This window comes from Streptomyces sp. CCM_MD2014, from assembly GCF_000772045.1.
Taxonomy (GTDB): domain Bacteria; phylum Actinomycetota; class Actinomycetes; order Streptomycetales; family Streptomycetaceae; genus Streptomyces; species Streptomyces salinarius.
On sequence record NZ_CP009754.1, the window covers coordinates 4,060,909 to 4,077,901 of the forward strand.

Here is a 16,993-nt window from a genome sequence, read left to right on the forward strand (position 1 = left end):
CTCCGGGGCCTACGCCGCCGGGTCCGCCAGCAGCCCCGTCCAGTACACGGTCCCCACGCACGCGTTGGACACCGTGGCCGTCGCCGAGCCGGAGCCGCCCTCGGGGGTGTACGTCACCGACACGCTTCCCTCGGCCGGGCCGTCCGCGGTGACCAGCTGGGTCGTGGGCCCCGCCTCGCCGCCGCCACCGCCGCCTCCTCCTCCTGCGGAGCTGCCCGCCGACGTGGTCGTGTCCCCGGTGGGCGAGGGATCGGGCGAGGGCCCGCCCGTGCCGCCGCCCGTGGGACCGCCGGTGGTGGGGCAGGTCTCCGAGGGCACCCAGGCGAACTGCACCTCGTACGCGGCGCCCGGCGCCAGGGTCAGCGAGGACGCCTCCAGCGACGGGTCGGGCAGACCGGCCGCGGCGTCCCCGGCGGCGTGCCGTGCGGTGCCGATCCGGTCGGCGTCCGCGGCGCCCTGCGAGGCGGTGACGACGCTGCCGGGACCGGTGACCGTACAGCCGTCCGAGGAGACGTTGGTGACCCGGAAGGAGCCGTAGACCACGCCCGTGGAGTCGGGGGCCGCGCTGCTGGCGACGGCCGGGCCGAGCGAGCCCGGCGCGCAGGCGGGGACGTCGGCGGGGGTGGAGGCGCTGGGGACGTCCGTGGGGGACGTGCCCGCCGCGGCACCGCTCTCCTTGCCGCCCGGCGTCTCCTTGGGGCCGTCCTTGTCCTTGCCCTCGGCGGTGTCCCCGGAACCGGCGATGCCGCTCTGGCCGCCGGCCGGGTCCTTGCCCTGGGAGGCGCCGCCCTGGGCCTGTGAGGCGTTGCCCGCGACGGACGGGTCGGCACCCGCGCCGGCGGAGTTGGAGACGTGCACGAGGGCGGGGACCGCCGTGCCGAGGAAGAGGACGGCGGCGGCCGCGCCGACGAAGGCCTGACGCTTTCGGGCCCGCCGGGCGGGCACGGCGCGCCGCAGGTGCTCCAGGGTGCCGTCGCTCGGCTCGATCTCGCCGACCGCCCGCTGCATCATCGCGCGCAGGGCGGCCTCGTCGACGGCCGGCCCGTCGGCGGCCGGCCCGTCGGGCCCCTCGGCGTCGGGGCCCTGCTCGGCGGGGCCGTGGTTCACAGTTCCGTTCCCAGCGTGCGTGTGCTTGTGCCTGTACTGCTCCCGCCCGTCCGACCCGGCGGGCGCGTCGTGCCCGTCGCGGGCGTCCGGTCGTGCGTCCGGCCCCTCGTCGTCGTCCCGTCGGGCGTCGCTGCCGTCGCTCATGCCGGCGCCTCCATGGCCACCCTGAGCGCCGCGATGCCTCGCGAACCGTACGCCTTGACCGAGCCCAGGGATATGCCGAGCGTCTCGGCGACCTGGGCCTCCGTCATGTCGGCGAAGTACCGCAGGACCAGCACCTCGCGCTGACGGCGCTGCAGTCCCTTCATCGCCTTGATCAGGGAGTCCCGCTCCAGCTGGTCGTAGGCGCCCTCCTCCGCGCTCGCCATGTCCGGCATGGGCTTGGAGAGCAGCTTGAGGCCGAGGATGCGGCGGCGCAGCGCCGAGCGCGAGAGGTTGACGACGGTCTGGCGCAGGTACGCCAGGGTCTTCTCCGGGTCCCGGACGCGTTTGCGCGCCGAGTGGACGCGGATGAAGGCCTCCTGGACCACGTCCTCGCAGGAGGCGGTGTCGTCGAGGAGGAGGGCGGCGAGGCCGAGCAGCGAGCGGTAGTGCGCCCGGTAGGTCTCGGTGAGGTGGTCGACGGTGGTACCCGCCGCCACGTCCTCGGCGCCGTCGCGCTGGTTCGATATGCGGGCCGGCCGCGCTGCGGGCATGGGCGCGATCACCGGCATGCCACCGGCCGGACCGGCCACACGGGGACGGACGGACCGGGCGGGCGGAACGTGCGGGCGCAGCGCCGCGCCCCGTGCCCCTGCGGTGAATTCGAGAACCTCTGCCACGCCAGTTGGACACGTCGACCCCCGCGAGGGTTGTACGTGCCGGGCGTCACGTTCCCGTGTCCGCCGCCGGACCGCCGCCGGGACAGTCCCCCTACCAGCCGCCCGGACCGCCGCCCGGACAGTCCCCCTGCCAGCCGCCCGGGCGGCCGCCCGGGGAGTCTCCCGGGCAGCCGCCCGCCTGACGGTGCGTCATAGGCCGTCATCGTCCGCTCTTCCCCTATGTCCCGTGTGAACGAACGTCCCCACGCCCGTCCTCGGCGTCCCCACGCCGACCCACGCGTCCCCGCGCCCCGAATGGGTGACCGCAAAGACGCTCCCCGCCGCTCGCACGGTTGCGGAGGGCGGGGAGGAAATCCTCTGACGGCACGGGTGCCCGGTACAAGTAGTCCGGACCAACTTCCGGATCACATCTCGTCCACGGATCCTACAAACGAAACCCACGACGGCCAGGGCTTTTCCCCCCACCGATCCAGAGTTGACCGGGAGTCAGGCGAACTCGGCCGCCACCAGCTCCGCGATCTGCGCGGTGTTCAGCGCGGCACCCTTGCGCAGGTTGTCCCCGCAGACGAAGAGTTCGAGCGCGGTCGGGTCGTCCAGGGCCCGGCGCACCCGGCCGACCCAGGTCGGGTCGGTGCCGACCGCGTCGGCGGGTGTGGGGAACTCCCCCGCGGCCGGGTTGTCGAACAGGACGACGCCGGGCGCGGTGGCCAGGATCTCCCGGGCCCCCTCGACGCCGACCTCGCCCTCGAAGCGCGCGTGCACGGTCAGGGAGTGCGTGGTGACGACCGGCACCCGTACGCACGTCACCGCGACCGGGAGGTTCGGCAGCCCGAGGATCTTGCGGGACTCGTCCCGCACCTTCATCTCCTCCGACGACCAGCCGTCCTCCCGCAGCGATCCTGCCCACGGCACGACGTTCAGCGCGACCGGCTCCGGGAACGGCCCGGTGTCGTCGCCGACGGCCCGCCGTACGTCCCCGGGGTGGGTCCCCAGCTCGGTGCCGGCCACCAGCGACAGCTGCCGGCGCAGCGTCTCCACACCGTCCCGCCCGGCCCCGCTGACCGCCTGGTACGACGAGACGACCAGCTCGCGCAGCCCGAACTCGGCGTGCAGCGCGCCCAGCGCCACGATCATGGACAGCGTCGTGCAGTTCGGGTTGGCGACGATCCCGCGCGGCCGCATCCGCACCGCGTGCGGATTGACCTCGGGCACGACGAGCGGCACGTCCGGGTCCATCCGGAACGCGCCCGAGTTGTCGACCACCACCACGCCCTTGGCGGCGGCGACGGGCGCCCACTGCGCGGAGACCTCGTCGGGCACGTCGAACATGGCGACGTCGACCCCGTCGAAGGCCTCCTCGCTCAGCGCGACGACCTCGACCTCCTCCCCGCGCACGGCCAGCTTGCGGCCGGCCGAGCGCGGGGAGGCGATCAGGCGGATGTCGCCCCAGACGTCCGCGTGCTGGGACAGGATCTGGAGCATGACCGAGCCGACGGCACCGGTCGCGCCCACGACGGCGAGCGTGGGCCGGCCCGTGCGGCCGCCGCCCGGGCCGGTGCCTTCCGCGGCGGACATCAGCGCCCGGTGCCCCCGTAGACGACGGCCTCGTCGCGGTCGGAATCGAGCCCGAAGGCGGTGTGCACGGCGCGCACGGCCTCGTTCACGTCGTCCTTGCGGGTGACGACCGAGATACGGATCTCGGAGGTCGAGATGAGCTCGATGTTCACCCCGGCGTCGGAGAGCGCGGTGAAGAAGTCGGCGGTGACGCCCGGGTTGCTCTTCATCCCCGCGCCGACCAGGGAGATCTTGCCGATCTGGTCGTCGTAGCGCAGCGAGTCGAAGCCGATGCCCGGGCGGTTCTTCTCCAGCGCGTCGATGGCCTTGCGGCCCTCGGTCTTGGGTAGCGTGAACGAGATGTCCGTCAGGCCGGTGGAGGCGGCGGACACGTTCTGCACGACCATGTCGATGTTGACCTGGGCGTCGGCGATGGCGCGGAAGATCGCGGCCGCCTCGCCCGGCTTGTCGGGCACGCCGACAACCGTGACCTTGGCCTCGGAGGTGTCGTGCGCGACTCCGGAGATGAGGGCCTGCTCCACGTGCTTTTCCCCTTGCTTGATCGGCTCGCTGCTGACCCACGTGCCCTGCAGTCCGCTGAAGCTGGACCGCACGTGGATCGGGATGTTGTACCGGCGGGCGTACTCCACGCAACGGTGGAGCAGCACCTTGGAGCCGGAGGCAGCGAGCTCCAGCATGTCCTCGAAGGAGATCCAGTCGATCTTCTTCGCCTTCGGCACCACGCGCGGGTCGGCGGTGAACACGCCGTCGACGTCCGTGTAGATCTCGCAGACGTCCGCGTCGAGCGCGGCGGCGAGGGCGACGGCCGTGGTGTCGGAGCCGCCGCGGCCCAGCGTGGTGATGTCCTTGCTGTCCTGGCTGACGCCCTGGAAGCCGGCCACGATGGCGACGTTGCCCTCGTCCACCGAGGTGCGGATGCGCCCCGGCGTGACGTCGATGATCCGGGCCTTGTTGTGGACCGAGTCGGTGATGACTCCGGCCTGGCTGCCGGTGAACGACTGGGCCTCGTGCCCCAGGTTTTTGATCGCCATGGCCAGCAGCGCCATGGAGATACGCTCTCCGGCGGTCAGCAGCATGTCGAGTTCACGTCCGGCAGGAATCGGGGAAACCTGCTCTGCGAGATCGATCAGCTCGTCCGTCGTGTCGCCCATCGCGGAAACGACGGCGACCACCTGGTTGCCGTTCTTCTTCGCTTCCACGATTCGCTTGGCGACGCGCTTGATGCCTTCGGCATCGGCTACGGAGGAGCCTCCGTACTTCTGCACGACAAGGCCCACGTGCGCTCCTCGCTCAATCCGTCTCTTTCCGCACGTACGTATATGTACTGCGGTCGGCTCATTTTACCGAGCGTCCGGATTTCCCCCCTGCGGTATCGCATGGTGAGACCCGGGTACTCGCTCAGGCTGGCTCATGCCCAGGGCGGGGCGGGTCACTCGGGAAAGTGCGGTGTGTCACACGTTCACAAGGCCGTCGGGCCACAACCTCGCCGGTCGGCGGTGAGTCTGATCTTCCGCGGTGCGTGGTGCACCGCGCTCCGGGGAGGATCACCGCCTTGTCACACGCCCGTCCGGTGCGCCGACGGCTCTTCGTCGCCGCCACCGCCGTTCTCGCCGCGACCGTCGGCGTCGTCGGCCTTCCGACCCCGTCGGCCGTGGCCGTCCCGTCGACGGACGGGGTGGTCTCGGCCGACCAGGCCTCGGCCGCCTTCTTCCCGCCGAATCACCAGATCGTGGCGGTCACCGCGTCGGGCTACCTGACCTGGGACCGCACCAAGAACGACCGGGCCTGGGTACGGGCCTCGGACGGCCGGGTGACCGACCTGTCGGAGACCCTGCCCATGCAGGCCACCGGTTACGGCGATCTGGTGGCCGTGCAGCCCCGCCGCGACACCGCGCAGCTGCGTGACCTGGTCACCGGTCGGACGCTCTACGACCTCTTCGTCCAGCCGGCCGCCGGTCTCGAGTACGTGGGTGCCGCCGGCCGGGCGCTCTTCCGCACGGACAGCAGCTCACCCAAGGGCGCCGACCTGTTCCTGCACACCCAGGGCAGCACCCGGACCCCGGTCACCGGCCTCCCCGCCGACGCGACGAACCGCCGGGTCTCGCCCGGCACCTCCACGCACGGCCTGATCACCTACACCAGCGGTGGCAAGAAGTACTGGGGCCTGATCGACCTCGCCACGGCCGCCGTGACGGAGACCGGCCTGCGGGACGAACCGAGCGGCAACGGGGACATCGCCGTTTCCCCCAATTACGTGGCATGGGTCGAGTACCGCCCGGAAGGGCCCCGCATCGCGGTCCGCACCCGCGCCACGGGCGCGGACCAGTACATCGCACTCGTGCCCGGAGCGATCACCCGCGACATCGAGGTGGGCCTCCAGGGCGACCACGTGGTGTACGGCGACCCCGGTGGTCTCACCGACATCTACAAAAGCTCCCTGCACCCGCTGACCGCACGCAACCTGAAGACCGGGGCCACCACCAGGCTGCTGGACCACCTCACGTCCGCCGCGACCTCCCCCGACGGCGTGCTGCACGTGCGCGGCGGCACCGTCGCCGAGGGCGAGGGCGTCTACCGCATCACCACCGACGCCGACGGCACCCCGACCGCGGACCTGATCGCGAGCACCGGCGAACCGACCAAACTCACGCTCGTCGGCCACGACGTCCCCGCCGTGATCCGCCTCGACCGCAACGGCGGCCGGATCAAGCTGCACTGGACGCTGTCGCGGGGCAACGCGGACTTGCAGGTGACACTGCGCCACAAGCGCACCGGGAAGTCCACACAGGCGTTCGTGTACCAGCCGGAGCCGGAGGGCTACACCTTCGAGTGGCTGGGCGATCTCGAATGGTTCTCGACCACGGCGCCCAACGGCGACTACACGTGGGAGATCTCCGCCCTCCCGCGCAACGGCATCGGCCCGACCCTGACCGCGTCCGGCGCCTTCGAGGTCGTCCGCGAGCCCGCGCCGCACGACTACACGGACAACGGCACCCCGGACCTCCTGGCCCGCGACCCGTCGGGCCGCCTGTGGCGCACCGACGCCCACTACAGGACGCTGGACAAGGCACTGACCCGTAGCGGGGACAAGAAACTCGTCGGCGGCGGCTGGAACACCTACGACCGGATCGAGGCGGCCGGCAACCTGGGCGGCGCCGCACACGGCGACCTGGTCGCCCGCGACAAGGCCGGTGTCCTCTGGCTCTACCTGAGCAAGGGCGACGGCACCTTCGCCACCCGCAGCCGCATCGGCGGCGGCTGGGGCGTCTACGACAAGATCACCGCGGGCAGCGACCTCACCGACGACGGCAGGGCCGACCTCCTGGCCACCGACAAGAGTGGCGTCCTGTGGCTCTACAAGGGCACCGGCGACTGGCGCGCCCCCTTCGCCAAGCGCACCCGGGTCGGCGGCGGCTGGGGCGTCTACAACAAGCTGACGGCCACGGGCGACATCGGCGGCGCCGCGACGGGTGACCTCATCGCCCGCGACAAGGCCGGCGTCCTGTGGCTCTACCTCGGCAAGGGCGACGGCACCTTCGCGCCCCGCACCCGGATCGGCGGCGGCTGGAACGCCTACCAGTACATCGTCGGCATCGGCGACGCCGACAACGACGGACACCCCGACCTGTACGCCTACGGCCACGACCAGACGTACTACTACCCCGGCACCGGCAACTGGCGGGCACCCTTCGGCAGCCGGAAGGGCGACACCGTCCTCGACACGTACCCCGATCACACGGCGGTGCTCTGACCGGCAGCGGGCAACCGGCCCGGGGGCGCCATGTCCCGGGTCGGTGTCAGTCCGCCGGCGCCTCCCGCACGCTCACAGCGCGTGTCCCGTCCTCGGCGGAAGGCCGGCCGCCGCGCGCACCTCGGCCGCGCGGCGGGGGACGTCGACAACCTCGTACACCGCGTCGGGGGCGGCCAGGAACGTGTCCGGCACGTACCCGGCGTCCAGCAGACCGGCCTCCTCAGCCGCCACGGCCGCCTCGTACTCGGCGCGGCAGTCGGGGCACATGCCGCCCCTGATCTCCGTCGTCCGCTCGTCCGCGTCGCAGCTCATGCAGGCCATCACGGCGCGGGTCACCCGAGCCCGACGCGGGGCCGCCTTCTGACGGATCTTCGCCTTCTTCGGGGGCATCCTGTTCTCCAGTCGGTTGCGGGCGAGGCCGCCCGGGTTGTTCACGGTCGCGGGAAGGCCGTCGGTCACCGCGCGGGTGATGTCCTGGGGTGTCGCGCCCCGCGTCAGCCATTCCTCGGCCAGGGCGGCGAGGGACCGGCAGTCGGCCTCGGACAGGCGCATGCGGGGTTCCGCTTCGCGGATCGCGGCGAGGGTGAGGTACGGGGCACTCGACTCCGGGTCCGTGCCGGACTCGGGCTGCGGCTCGGGTTCGGGCAGCTCGGGCTCGTCGGTGCGGGCCAGGCCGGGGCGGAGGTCACCGGGCACGATCCGGCCGTTGCGCTGCCGCGCGAACTCCGCCCACCACTCCGCCGACCTGCACGTACGCGACCAGTACGTCCGCGTGACCCACCGCATGGTGTTGTCCTCGACGGTGATGTGTTCCTTGATCCAGCGCAGGTGGCCGGCTTCGGTGATGCGGGTCAGCGACGACCGCGTCGCCTGCTGGCCGTAGCGCGGGTGCTCCGCCGCGAGCACCTTGTGGCCCATCGCGTGGCCGTCGTCGAGGTGGTCGATGAAGACGGCGATCTCGGCATCACGCGGGGACAGATGTGCGAAGTCCGGGTCGGCGTGCGGGTCTTCGTCGCCCGCGAGGCGTTTTCCGTAGCCCGGATTGGCCATCGGGTGGGACGGGGAGGGGAGGGCGGGACTAGGCTTGGTTGAAGCCACCATCGGAGCTGGTTCCTTCGATGCGTCGGTCAGGTCCCGGATTGGTGTTGGCGCACCGCCGGGGCCGACCTTTGTGGTCGTTTGCCGCGAACCTAGGGCGGCTTCACGCACCGGCGCAAGCCGATCACGGAACGTCACCCTATCGAGGTACGACGCATCAACTCGCGTTCAGACTTGGTTGGTTGGGTATTTCAACCAGACCAGAAAACCAAGGGAAGAGCTCGGGTCCCGGGGCTCAAGCTCCGGGCCGAACTGCGGCGATGAACGCCGCCCAGGCAGGGGCCGAGACCTGGAACTCGGGGCCCGTGGGGGCGGACTTGGAGTCTCGGACGTGTATCGCGCCGCAGCGCGCGACCTCGACGCAGTTGCCACCTTCGTTGTCGCTGTAGCTCGACTTGAACCACTTCAACTGGTCGCTCACTGCTGACTCACCATCCGCTCGATGAAACGGGCTGACTCATCGGGATCGAGCGCCCGCGTGCGGATCATGCTTAGCCGCTCGGTCACGCGGCTGACAACACCTGGTTCGGCCGAAAGCTCACTGGCGAACGCGCCCTCCATAAAGGCGAATCGTTCGTGATCCTGCCCCTCCACGAGCACCATGGGACCCATCAGCGCATCGCTGAACGCCTGCCCGAAGGGAAGCACCTGCAACACGACGTTGCGCAGCCGGGACACCTCCAACAGGCGTTGCAGTTGCGCCTCGTCCACCAACGGGCTGCGCAGCACCGCCTCGTAGAGAACGAAGCTCAATCCCACCGGCGGCTTTGGTTCGGTGAGGATCGCCTGTCGCTCCATTCGGGCGGCGACTCGCTCCCCCACCGTCTCCTCGTCCAGAGGTGGGATGCGGTTGTCGATGAGTGCCTGCGCGTAAGTCCGGGTCTGCAACAACCCGGGGACGAGCGCGACTTCGTACGTCCACAGACTCGTCGCCTCGCGCTCCCGCTCGATGAAGTCCACCGCACGCGCCGAGTACCGTTCCCTGCGCACGTACTCCTTCGCCGCGCTCAGCATGCCCTGTGCGCCGCACAGTTCGTCCGCGATGTCCAAGAGCCTTGGGGACGGCATCCGTACGCCGCGTTCCATGGACGAGATGGTCTCGGGGGCGTAGTTGGCGGCGGTGGCCAGGGCCTCGCGGCTGACGTTGGCCAGGGTGCGCCAGCGTTTGATCTGGTTGCCGCTGTAGCACCAGGCCGCAGGTGGCTGGGAGTTGTTGTTCGGGTTCGGCACAGCGCCCACCTCCGACTGCTCGTGGCTACCGAGCGTAGGCGATCGGGGTGGTGTGCGTGACCTACTTCACCGGACGCAGCCCCAGCGGTCCCGCGATCTCCCGGACCATGACGCGCCCGGCCTCCGACTCCAGGGTCTCGTCGCCCAGCTCCTGGTCGGTGTCGAGGCCGTCCAGCTCCTCCAGGGGCTGGTTCAGGCGGACGTGGGCGACGACCGACTGGAGGGCGCGCAGGGTGGCGGAGGCGGTGGAGCCCCAGTTGGAGAAGTAGGAGAACTGCCACCACCACAGGGCCTCCGTGGTGCGGCCGGCCTTGTAGTGGACCATGCCGTGGCGCAGGTCGGTGATGACGTCGGTGAGGTCGTCGGAGATACGGGCCGGGACCGGGGCACGGCGCGGCTCGTAGGGGTCGAAGACCTCGGAGTAGACGTCGATCGGGTCGAGGATGCGGGCCAGGTTCTCGCGGAGCTGGTCCACGTCCTGCTCCGGGCCCGGGTCGGGCTCGTAGCGCTCGTCGGGGACGATGTCCTCGTGGGCGCCCAGGCGGCCCCCGGCCAGCATCAGCTGGGAGACCTCCAGAAGGAGGAAGGGGACGGCGGAGTCCGGCTCGTCGCCCTTCGCCACCTCGGTGACGGCCACCAGGAAGCTCTCGATCTGGTCGGCGATCTGGACCGCGAAGTCGTCCGGGTTCTGGTCGGTCGCGTGCAGCGTGGCGTCAGACATCTAGGAGTCGTCTCCCCTCGAAGGCGCGGCCGAGGGTCACCTCGTCCGCGTACTCCAGGTCGCCACCCACTGGGAGGCCGCTGGCCAGGCGGGTGACCTTGAGGCCCATGGGCTTGATCATGCGGGCGAGGTACGTGGCCGTGGCCTCGCCCTCCAGATTCGGGTCCGTGGCCAGAATCAGCTCCGTGACCGTGCCGTCCGCCAGACGGGCCAGCAGCTCACGGATGCGCAGGTCGTCGGGGCCGACCCCGTCGATCGGGCTGATCGCGCCGCCGAGCACGTGGTAGCGCCCGCGGAACTCGCGGGTGCGCTCGATGGCGACGACGTCCTTCGGCTCCTCCACCACGCAGATGACGGACGGGTCTCGCCGGGTGTCGCGGCAGATGTTGCACTGCTCCTCCTGCGCGACGTTTCCGCAGGTCGCACAGAAGCGGACCTTGGCCTTCACTTCCATGAGGGCCTGGGCGAGCCGCCGTACGTCGGTCGGCTCGGCCTGCAGGACGTGGAAGGCGATCCGCTGCGCGCTCTTGGGACCGACGCCGGGCAGCCGCCCGAGTTCGTCGATGAGGTCCTGGACCACGCCTTCGTACAACGGACTGCCGTCCTTCCTGAGGTTCGTGCACTACGTACGGTAGATGGCTCCGGCCGGTTGGAGAAAGGCGAACCGGAGAGACGGCTCAGAACGGCAGGCCGGGGATGCCGGTGCCGCCACCGCCCAGCCCCTGGGCGAGCGGGCCGAGCTTCTGCTGCTGGAGGTTCTGCGCGTTCTCGTTGGCCGCCTGGACGGCCGCGACGACCAGGTCGGCGAGGGTCTCGGTGTCCTCCGGGTCCACCGCCTTCGGGTCGATCTTCAGGCCGCGCAGCTCGCCGGAGCCGGTGACCGTGGCCTTCACCAGGCCGCCGCCCGCCTGGCCGTCGACCTCGGTCTGCGCCAGTTCCTCCTGGGCCTTCGCCAGGTCCTGCTGCATCTTCTGGGCCTGCTGGAGCAGCTGCTGCATGTTGGGCTGGCCACCACCGGGGATCACGTTCAGCTCCCATCAAGTCCGGTCACGACGGTTTTGCCGTTCGGCACGAGCCTACGTGGTCCGGGCGGCCCTCGCCCCAGCACTCTTTCGAGTGATGCCGTCGTCGCCCTATACCTGATCACCGCCCTCTTCCGGGCGGAAAAGCGGCGGAACCCGGCTCTTCGCCACCCATTGGGCGGTAGGAAGGGTTCCGGCGCGGCGTTCCGGCGCAGGATTCCGGCGCACGAGTCCTCGCGGACGGCAAGCGGTACGGCGAGCAGTGGCGAGCAGTAGGGAGTGCCGGGTGGGTCAGCCGGAGATGCAGCCCGAGGGGCCGCCGCAGTACGGGCGGGACGGCGAGAGGACGGCCGGACCGCTGCCGGGCGACCTGACCGGGCGGGCGTTTCCCCTCGGGGACTGGGCACTGCCCGCCGAGCGGCTGGACGAGCTGTACCGGTGGGTGGAGCAGGGCGCGCTGGACACGGCGGCCTGGTACCTCGCGGACCGGGTGTGGAAGCGGCGCGGCGCCGTGCTGCTGCGGTGCGGGGCCGCGGTGGGTGCGGTCGCCGGGGCGGCCCTGCCGCTGCTCGACCTGTTCGGCGTGGTGGGCGGCGGGGTCGCGGGCTGGGGATACCTGGCGCTGCTGTGGGCGGTGGCGTGCGTGGCGGGCGACCGGTACTTCGGGGTCACGTCCGGGTGGATGCGGGACGTGGCCACGGCACAGGCGGTGCAGCGCCGGCTCCAGGCGCTCCAGTTCGACTGGGCGTCGGAGAGCGTACGGGAGGTACTGGGACCGGCCGAGGGGACGGCGAGCGAGGCCGCGGAGCGGTGCCTGCTGGTGCTGCGGCGGTTCTCGGAGGACGTGACGGAGCTGGTGCGGGCGGAGACGTCGGACTGGATGATGAGCTTCCGTCCGGGTCCGGCGCCCCTGGGACCGCACGCCGCCGCGGTGGCGGACGGGCCGCGTCCGGAGGGCGGGGGCGCGGGGGTCACCGGGCGGTTCGCCGTCCCCCCGCAGAACGGCACCCGTCCGAACATGCCCCGCCAGCGCCCGCCGGAGCCCCGGTGACCGTCGGCGACGGGTGCTGCGGCTTCGCTCACTGGCGGGTGTAGACCAGGGACTCGCCCGTGTCGTCGTTGGTGCGCTGCAGGCTGCCGTCCGGCAGCAGGGTGACCGTGGTGGACCCGCCCGGGGCACAGTTGGTGGCCGGACCGGTCCTGACCTGGGACGGGCCGAGCCGCAGCGGGCCGTCCGCACTCGGTTCGGCGGCGAGGGGCGCGTCGAACACGCAGTGGTAGCTGCCGGTGTCCGTCGGACCGTCCGCCACGAGGGTCATCACCGTGTCGCCGACCTCGCCCTGCGCGATGGTCAGGCTCCGGGGGTGGGTGCCGGAGGCGTTGTCGATGGCGGTCGTCCAGTCGCCCACGTACGCGGTCGGCACCGCGCCCTCGTCGGCGGCCGGAGCGGTCGAGCCCGTCGAGGGCGGCCGGCCCGCCGGGTCGGACGTGCCGGGGTCCTGCGGGGCACCGGTGGACCGGGTGGGCGTCGGATCGCCGCCCGCGGTGCCGTCGCCGTCCCCGCGCATCAGGGCGTAGACCGTGCCGCCCGCGCCCAGCGCGACGACCAGGGCGACGACGACCAGCAGCGCGGTGGAGCGGGCGCTGCGGAGCGGCTCGGGCGGGGCGTTGTACGGAAAGCCGTACGGGAGCGGGGGCCCCTGGGGCGGGGTCGGGCCGAGGCCGCCGCCGTACGGCTGCTGGTGTCCGGGGTGCTGGTACCCGGCCTGCGCCGAGGGCCAGGCCGGGTCCTGGGCATGGCCGTATCCCGGGGCGGACGGATGGGAGTGGGCGTGAGTGGCGGGCGGGGGCGTCGGCGGTCCCTGGCCGGCGACGAGGGTGGGCAGATGGTTCAGCGGGGTGCCACTGCCCGGCTCGCGCGGGGGCGGCGGCCCACCTGGCGAGCCGTCTCCCGGGGCCACGGCGGCGTCACCGGCACCCGTGCCCCCGGCTACGGCAGTACCGGACGCCGGACCGCCGGGTACTCCGGACGCCGGGCCGCCGGGCGCACCGCCGGGCCCCGCACCCCCAGGCGCCGGGCCACCAGCCCCCGCAGCACCGGACGCTCCGCCACCGGCGCTCGCGACGCCCGCATCGCCAGGCGCCGCACCGGCCGATGCCGCACCAGCGACCCCCGCGTGGCCCCGCACCCCGCCGCCGGGGCCCGGTGCGGCGGTCCCGGGCGCGCCCGGGGACCCCGGGACCCCTGGGGACTCGGGGTTCTCCGTGTCCAGAAGGCGTACCGCGTGGCGGCCGAGCTGGGCCACCAGGGCGCTGGGCAGCCACGGGTCGCGGGAGCGGCCGCCGGTGACCGTGTCCTGTGCGCCCGTGCGCTCCAGGACCTCGGCGAGACCGGGCCGCGCGGCGGGGTCCTTCTTCAGGCAGTCGCGTACGAGGTCGGCGATGCCTTCGGGCACGCCCTCCAGGTCGGGCTCCTCCTGCGCGATGCGGAACATCAGCGCGTGCACGCCGCTGTTCGCACTGCCGAAGGGCAGGTTCCCCGTGGCCGCGTAGGCCAGGACGGAGCCGAGACAGAAGACGTCGCACGCGGGCGTGACGCGGTCGCCGCGCACCTGCTCGGGCGCCATGAAGCCGGGCGAGCCGACGAGCGCGCCGGTACGGGTGACGCCGCCGTCGGTCACCGTCTCCAGGGCGCGGGCGATGCCGAAGTCGATGACCCGGGGGCCGTCGATGGTGACCAGGACGTTGGACGGCTTGAGGTCGCGGTGGACGATCCCGGCGGCGTGGATGTCCTGGAGCGCGTGTGCCAGACCGGCGCCCAGCGTGCGCACCGAGCGTTCCGGCAGCGCACCGTGGTCGTGCCCCACGACCTGCTGGAGGCTGGGCCCCGCGACGTACCCGGTGGCGACCCAGGGCACCGCGGCCTCGGTGTCCGCGTCGAGTACGGGCGCCGTCCAGTGCCCGCCGACCCGGCGCGCGGACTCGACCTCCTGCCGGAACCGCTCCCGGAACTCCTCCAGCGCGGCCAGCTCCTCGCGCACCAGCTTCACGGCGACGGTGCGCCCGCGGTCCGAGCGGGCCAGGTAGACGTGCCCCATGCCGCCCGCGCCCAGCCTCCCCAGCAGCCGGTAGGCCCCGATGTGCTGTGGGTCCCCGCCCCCCAGTTTCCGCATGCCGCGCCGCCTTCCCCCCGCACATGAACAACAGGGCGAGGATAGTGCGGAGGCGGTCGCGCGGACCGCGGGCGTTGTCCACGGTTCCGTAACAGGAGCGGCCCCGTCGACAACCTGTCGTGGAAAGCCTCCGACCGCAGACAGGACGCCGATTCCGTTTCCGCATCGCGGACATCTACCCTCGGCCGCATGACCCCTGAGCCCTCCCCCCAGGCCGGCGCCGCCGTGAAGGCCGCGGACCGCGCGCACGTCTTCCACTCCTGGTCAGCGCAAGAGCTGATCGACCCGCTCGCCGTCGCCGGCGCCGAGGGGTCGTACTTCTGGGACTACGAAGGCAAGCGCTACCTCGACTTCTCCAGCGGGCTCGTCTACACCAACATCGGCTACCAGCACCCCAAGGTCGTCGCCGCGATCCAGGAGCAGGCGGCGCGGATGACGACGTTCGCGCCCGCGTTCGCCGTCGAGGCGCGCTCGGAGGCGGCCCGGCTCATCGCCGAGCGCACACCCGGCGACCTGGACAAGATCTTCTTCACCAACGGCGGCGCCGACGCCGTCGAGCACGCCCTGCGCATGGCCCGGCTGCACACGGGCCGCCCCAAGGTGCTCTCCGCCTACCGCTCGTACCACGGCGGCACCCAGCAGGCGGTCAACGTCACCGGTGACCCGCGCCGCTGGGCCTCCGACAGCGGCACGGCCGGGGTCGTGCACTTCTGGGCGCCGTTCCCGTACCGCTCGCGCTTCTACGCCGAGACCGAGGAGCAGGAGTGCGCGCGGGCGCTCGAGCACCTGGAGACGACGATCGCCTTCGAGGGTCCGGGGACGATCGCCGCGATCATCCTGGAGACGATCCCGGGCACCGCGGGGATCATGATGCCGCCGGCCGGCTACCTGGCCGGGGTGCGCGAGATCTGCGACAAGTACGGCATCGTCTTCGTGCTCGACGAGGTCATGGCCGGTTTCGGACGCACCGGCACCTGGTTCGCGGCCGGTCTGTACGACGTCGTGCCCGACCTGATGACCTTCGCCAAGGGCGTGAACTCGGGCTACGTGCCCCTCGGCGGCGTCGCGATCTCCGGCGAGATCGCCGCGACCTTCGCCGAGCGGCCCTACCCGGGCGGACTGACCTACTCCGGACACCCGCTGGCCTGCGCCGCGGCCGTGGCCACGATCAACGTCATGGCGGAGGAGGGCGTCGTCGAGCACGCCGCACGGCTCGGCGCCGAGGTCGTCGAACCGGCGCTGCGGGAGCTGGCCGAGCGCCACCCGAGCGTGGGCGAGGTGCGCGGCACCGGCATGTTCTGGGCGCTGGAGCTGGTGAAGGACCGGGAGACCCGGGAGCCGCTGGTGCCGTACAACGCGACCGGGCAGACGGCCGCGCCCATGTCGGCGTTCGCCGCCTCCGCCAAGGCCCACGGTCTGTGGCCGTTCGTGAACATGAACCGCACCCACGTGGTCCCGCCGTGCAACATCACCGAGGCGGAGCTGAAGGAGGGCCTCGCGGCGCTGGACACGGCACTGTCCGTGGCGGACGAGTACACCCGGTAGGCAGAGCGGGGCGGGAGCCCCGAGCGCGTAGGGTTGCGTGCTCGTACGCGGTACACATGTGCCAAGCGGTAGACACGTGTACGAGCACGCCCCCGGGCGGCGCCCTCCGGCGACGCCCCGAACGCGACGAGGAGACGCCCGATCATGCCCGGCCCCAGCGGTACCGGTGCCGTCACGCGCAGCACCCTGCGGCAGCAGATCGCCGACGCGCTCCGCGACGAGGTGCTGGCCGGCCGGCTCCAGCCGGGGCAGGAGTTCACCGTCAAGGAGATAGCCGAGCAGTACGGGGTGTCCGCGACGCCGGTGCGCGAGGCCCTGGTCGACCTGTCGGCGCAGGGGCTCCTGGACGCCGACCACCACCGAGGCTTCCGGGTCCACGAGTACTCGGTCGACGACTTCCGGGGCATGATCGAGGCCCGCAGTATGGTGACCGACGGGATGTTCCTCGCCCTCGCCGCGGACCTGCCGGAGCCCGGCGACCCGCGCATCGCCGCCGCCCTCGCCGGGGTCCGGCGGCGCGGCGAGGAGGCCCAGCGCGCCGCCGCGGCCGGGGACCTGACCGTCCTGATCGGCTACGACCTGCGCTACTGGCGCGAACTGGCCGCCCTCTTCGGCAACCCCTACCTCTCCGACTTCCTGCACCGGCTGCGCGTGCAGAGCTGGGTGTGCACGGTGCAGCACCTGCGCCGGCTCAGCGACCTGCGCGGCACGCTGTGGTCCGGGCACACCGAACTGGTCGACGCCCTCGCCCGCCGCGACGTTCCGGGCGCCCGCGCGCTCGTCGACGCGTACAACACCCACTCGCTCACCCTCATCGAGCAGCTCACCGGGGACTTCGCCGAAGGCCTCACCGAGGGCCTCGCCGACGGATGACCGACGCCGGACGTGTCGTGGTCCGGCCCCAGATGGGTATGGGACCTGCACGCACCGCGCACCGGCGCACACCCGCG

Annotated in this window: 15 protein-coding genes; 4 read left to right on the plus strand and 11 right to left on the minus strand. The window is 72.3% G+C overall.

Going from position 1 to position 16,993, the window contains the following annotated elements:
• Positions 1-9: 9 nt before the first annotated feature.
• From NI25_RS17785 to NI25_RS17800, 4 genes are all read right to left on the minus strand, one after another.
• Positions 10-1,251: a hypothetical protein gene (locus tag NI25_RS17785; protein WP_233520742.1), complete on the minus strand. Its 1,242-nt coding sequence runs from the start codon at positions 1,249-1,251 to the stop codon at positions 10-12.
• Entirely contained in the window at positions 1,248-1,820 is a 573-nt protein-coding gene (locus tag NI25_RS17790; RefSeq protein WP_030183825.1) for a SigE family RNA polymerase sigma factor, read from the minus strand. Before NI25_RS17790 ends, NI25_RS17785 begins: the two co-directional genes overlap by 4 nt.
• A 594-nt stretch (positions 1,821-2,414) precedes the next feature.
• On the minus strand, positions 2,415-3,503 hold the full coding sequence (locus tag NI25_RS17795; RefSeq protein WP_061443391.1) for an aspartate-semialdehyde dehydrogenase: 1,089 nt from the start codon (positions 3,501-3,503) through the stop codon (positions 2,415-2,417).
• Positions 3,503-4,780: an aspartate kinase gene (locus NI25_RS17800; RefSeq protein ID WP_061443392.1), complete on the minus strand. Its 1,278-nt coding sequence runs from the start codon at positions 4,778-4,780 to the stop codon at positions 3,503-3,505. Before NI25_RS17800 ends, NI25_RS17795 begins: the two co-directional genes overlap by 1 nt.
• Positions 4,781-5,055: 275 nt before the next feature.
• Here NI25_RS17800 and NI25_RS17805 point away from each other — a divergent pair, with 275 nt between their 5' ends.
• Positions 5,056-7,254 carry a VCBS repeat-containing protein gene (locus NI25_RS17805; RefSeq protein ID WP_148315134.1) on the plus strand — a complete coding sequence of 733 codons (2,199 nt, stop codon included), beginning with the start codon at positions 5,056-5,058 and terminating at the stop codon, positions 7,252-7,254.
• A gap of 72 nt (positions 7,255-7,326) precedes the next feature.
• Here NI25_RS17805 and NI25_RS17810 read toward each other — a convergent pair whose 3' ends face one another.
• From NI25_RS17810 to NI25_RS17835, 6 genes are all read right to left on the minus strand, one after another.
• Positions 7,327-8,304 (minus strand): hypothetical protein, encoded by a 978-nt coding sequence (locus tag NI25_RS17810; RefSeq protein WP_061443394.1) that lies wholly within the window; start codon positions 8,302-8,304, stop codon positions 7,327-7,329.
• A 283-nt stretch (positions 8,305-8,587) separates the two neighbouring features.
• On the minus strand, positions 8,588-8,773 hold the full coding sequence (locus tag NI25_RS17815; protein ID WP_061443395.1) for a DUF397 domain-containing protein: 186 nt from the start codon (positions 8,771-8,773) through the stop codon (positions 8,588-8,590).
• The gene (locus tag NI25_RS17820; protein ID WP_061446965.1) at positions 8,770-9,582 is read right to left on the minus strand and encodes a helix-turn-helix domain-containing protein; all 813 of its coding nucleotides are present in this window, start codon (positions 9,580-9,582) and stop codon (positions 8,770-8,772) included. The genes NI25_RS17815 and NI25_RS17820 overlap by 4 nt, the downstream gene beginning before the upstream one ends.
• Positions 9,583-9,643: 61 nt before the next feature.
• Positions 9,644-10,303, minus strand: a complete 660-nt coding sequence (locus NI25_RS17825; protein WP_061443396.1) for a DUF5063 domain-containing protein — start codon at positions 10,301-10,303, stop codon at positions 9,644-9,646.
• On the minus strand, positions 10,296-10,895 hold the full coding sequence (gene recR, locus NI25_RS17830; RefSeq protein ID WP_031042987.1) for a recombination mediator RecR: 600 nt from the start codon (positions 10,893-10,895) through the stop codon (positions 10,296-10,298). Before recR ends, NI25_RS17825 begins: the two co-directional genes overlap by 8 nt.
• Positions 10,896-10,980: 85 nt before the next feature.
• A complete protein-coding gene (locus NI25_RS17835) occupies positions 10,981-11,328 on the minus strand; it encodes a YbaB/EbfC family nucleoid-associated protein (protein WP_061443397.1) in 348 nt (115 codons plus the stop codon).
• Positions 11,329-11,611: 283 nt separating this feature from the next.
• Here NI25_RS17835 and NI25_RS17840 point away from each other — a divergent pair, with 283 nt between their 5' ends.
• Complete coding sequence (locus NI25_RS17840) at positions 11,612-12,376, plus strand: SLATT domain-containing protein (protein WP_061443398.1); 765 nt, start codon at positions 11,612-11,614, stop codon at positions 12,374-12,376.
• A gap of 28 nt (positions 12,377-12,404) precedes the next feature.
• Here NI25_RS17840 and NI25_RS17845 read toward each other — a convergent pair whose 3' ends face one another.
• Positions 12,405-14,498: a serine/threonine-protein kinase gene (locus tag NI25_RS17845; RefSeq protein WP_061443399.1), complete on the minus strand. Its 2,094-nt coding sequence runs from the start codon at positions 14,496-14,498 to the stop codon at positions 12,405-12,407.
• A 189-nt stretch (positions 14,499-14,687) separates the two neighbouring features.
• Between NI25_RS17845 and NI25_RS17850 the strand changes: the two genes are divergently transcribed.
• Together NI25_RS17850 and NI25_RS17855 are read left to right on the plus strand one after the other, a co-directional pair.
• Positions 14,688-16,043: an aspartate aminotransferase family protein gene (locus NI25_RS17850; protein ID WP_061443400.1), complete on the plus strand. Its 1,356-nt coding sequence runs from the start codon at positions 14,688-14,690 to the stop codon at positions 16,041-16,043.
• Between the two features lie 144 nt (positions 16,044-16,187).
• Positions 16,188-16,916 (plus strand): GntR family transcriptional regulator, encoded by a 729-nt coding sequence (locus NI25_RS17855; protein WP_061443401.1) that lies wholly within the window; start codon positions 16,188-16,190, stop codon positions 16,914-16,916.
• Positions 16,917-16,993: the final 77 nt, after the last annotated feature.

Coding starts and splice junctions, on each gene's coding strand:
- NI25_RS17845 (WP_061443399.1), bottom strand. CDS start 14,498: ATGCGGAAACTGGGGGGCGGGGACCCACAGCACATCGGGGCCTACCGG.
- NI25_RS17795 (WP_061443391.1), bottom strand. CDS start 3,503: ATGTCCGCCGCGGAAGGCACCGGCCCGGGCGGCGGCCGCACGGGCCGG.
- NI25_RS17855 (WP_061443401.1), top strand. CDS start 16,188: ATGCCCGGCCCCAGCGGTACCGGTGCCGTCACGCGCAGCACCCTGCGG.
- NI25_RS17850 (WP_061443400.1), top strand. CDS start 14,688: ATGACCCCTGAGCCCTCCCCCCAGGCCGGCGCCGCCGTGAAGGCCGCG.
- NI25_RS17785 (WP_233520742.1), bottom strand. CDS start 1,251: ATGAGCGACGGCAGCGACGCCCGACGGGACGACGACGAGGGGCCGGAC.
- NI25_RS17810 (WP_061443394.1), bottom strand. CDS start 8,304: ATGGCCAATCCGGGCTACGGAAAACGCCTCGCGGGCGACGAAGACCCG.
- NI25_RS17825 (WP_061443396.1), bottom strand. CDS start 10,303: ATGTCTGACGCCACGCTGCACGCGACCGACCAGAACCCGGACGACTTC.
- NI25_RS17790 (WP_030183825.1), bottom strand. CDS start 1,820: ATGCCGGTGATCGCGCCCATGCCCGCAGCGCGGCCGGCCCGCATATCG.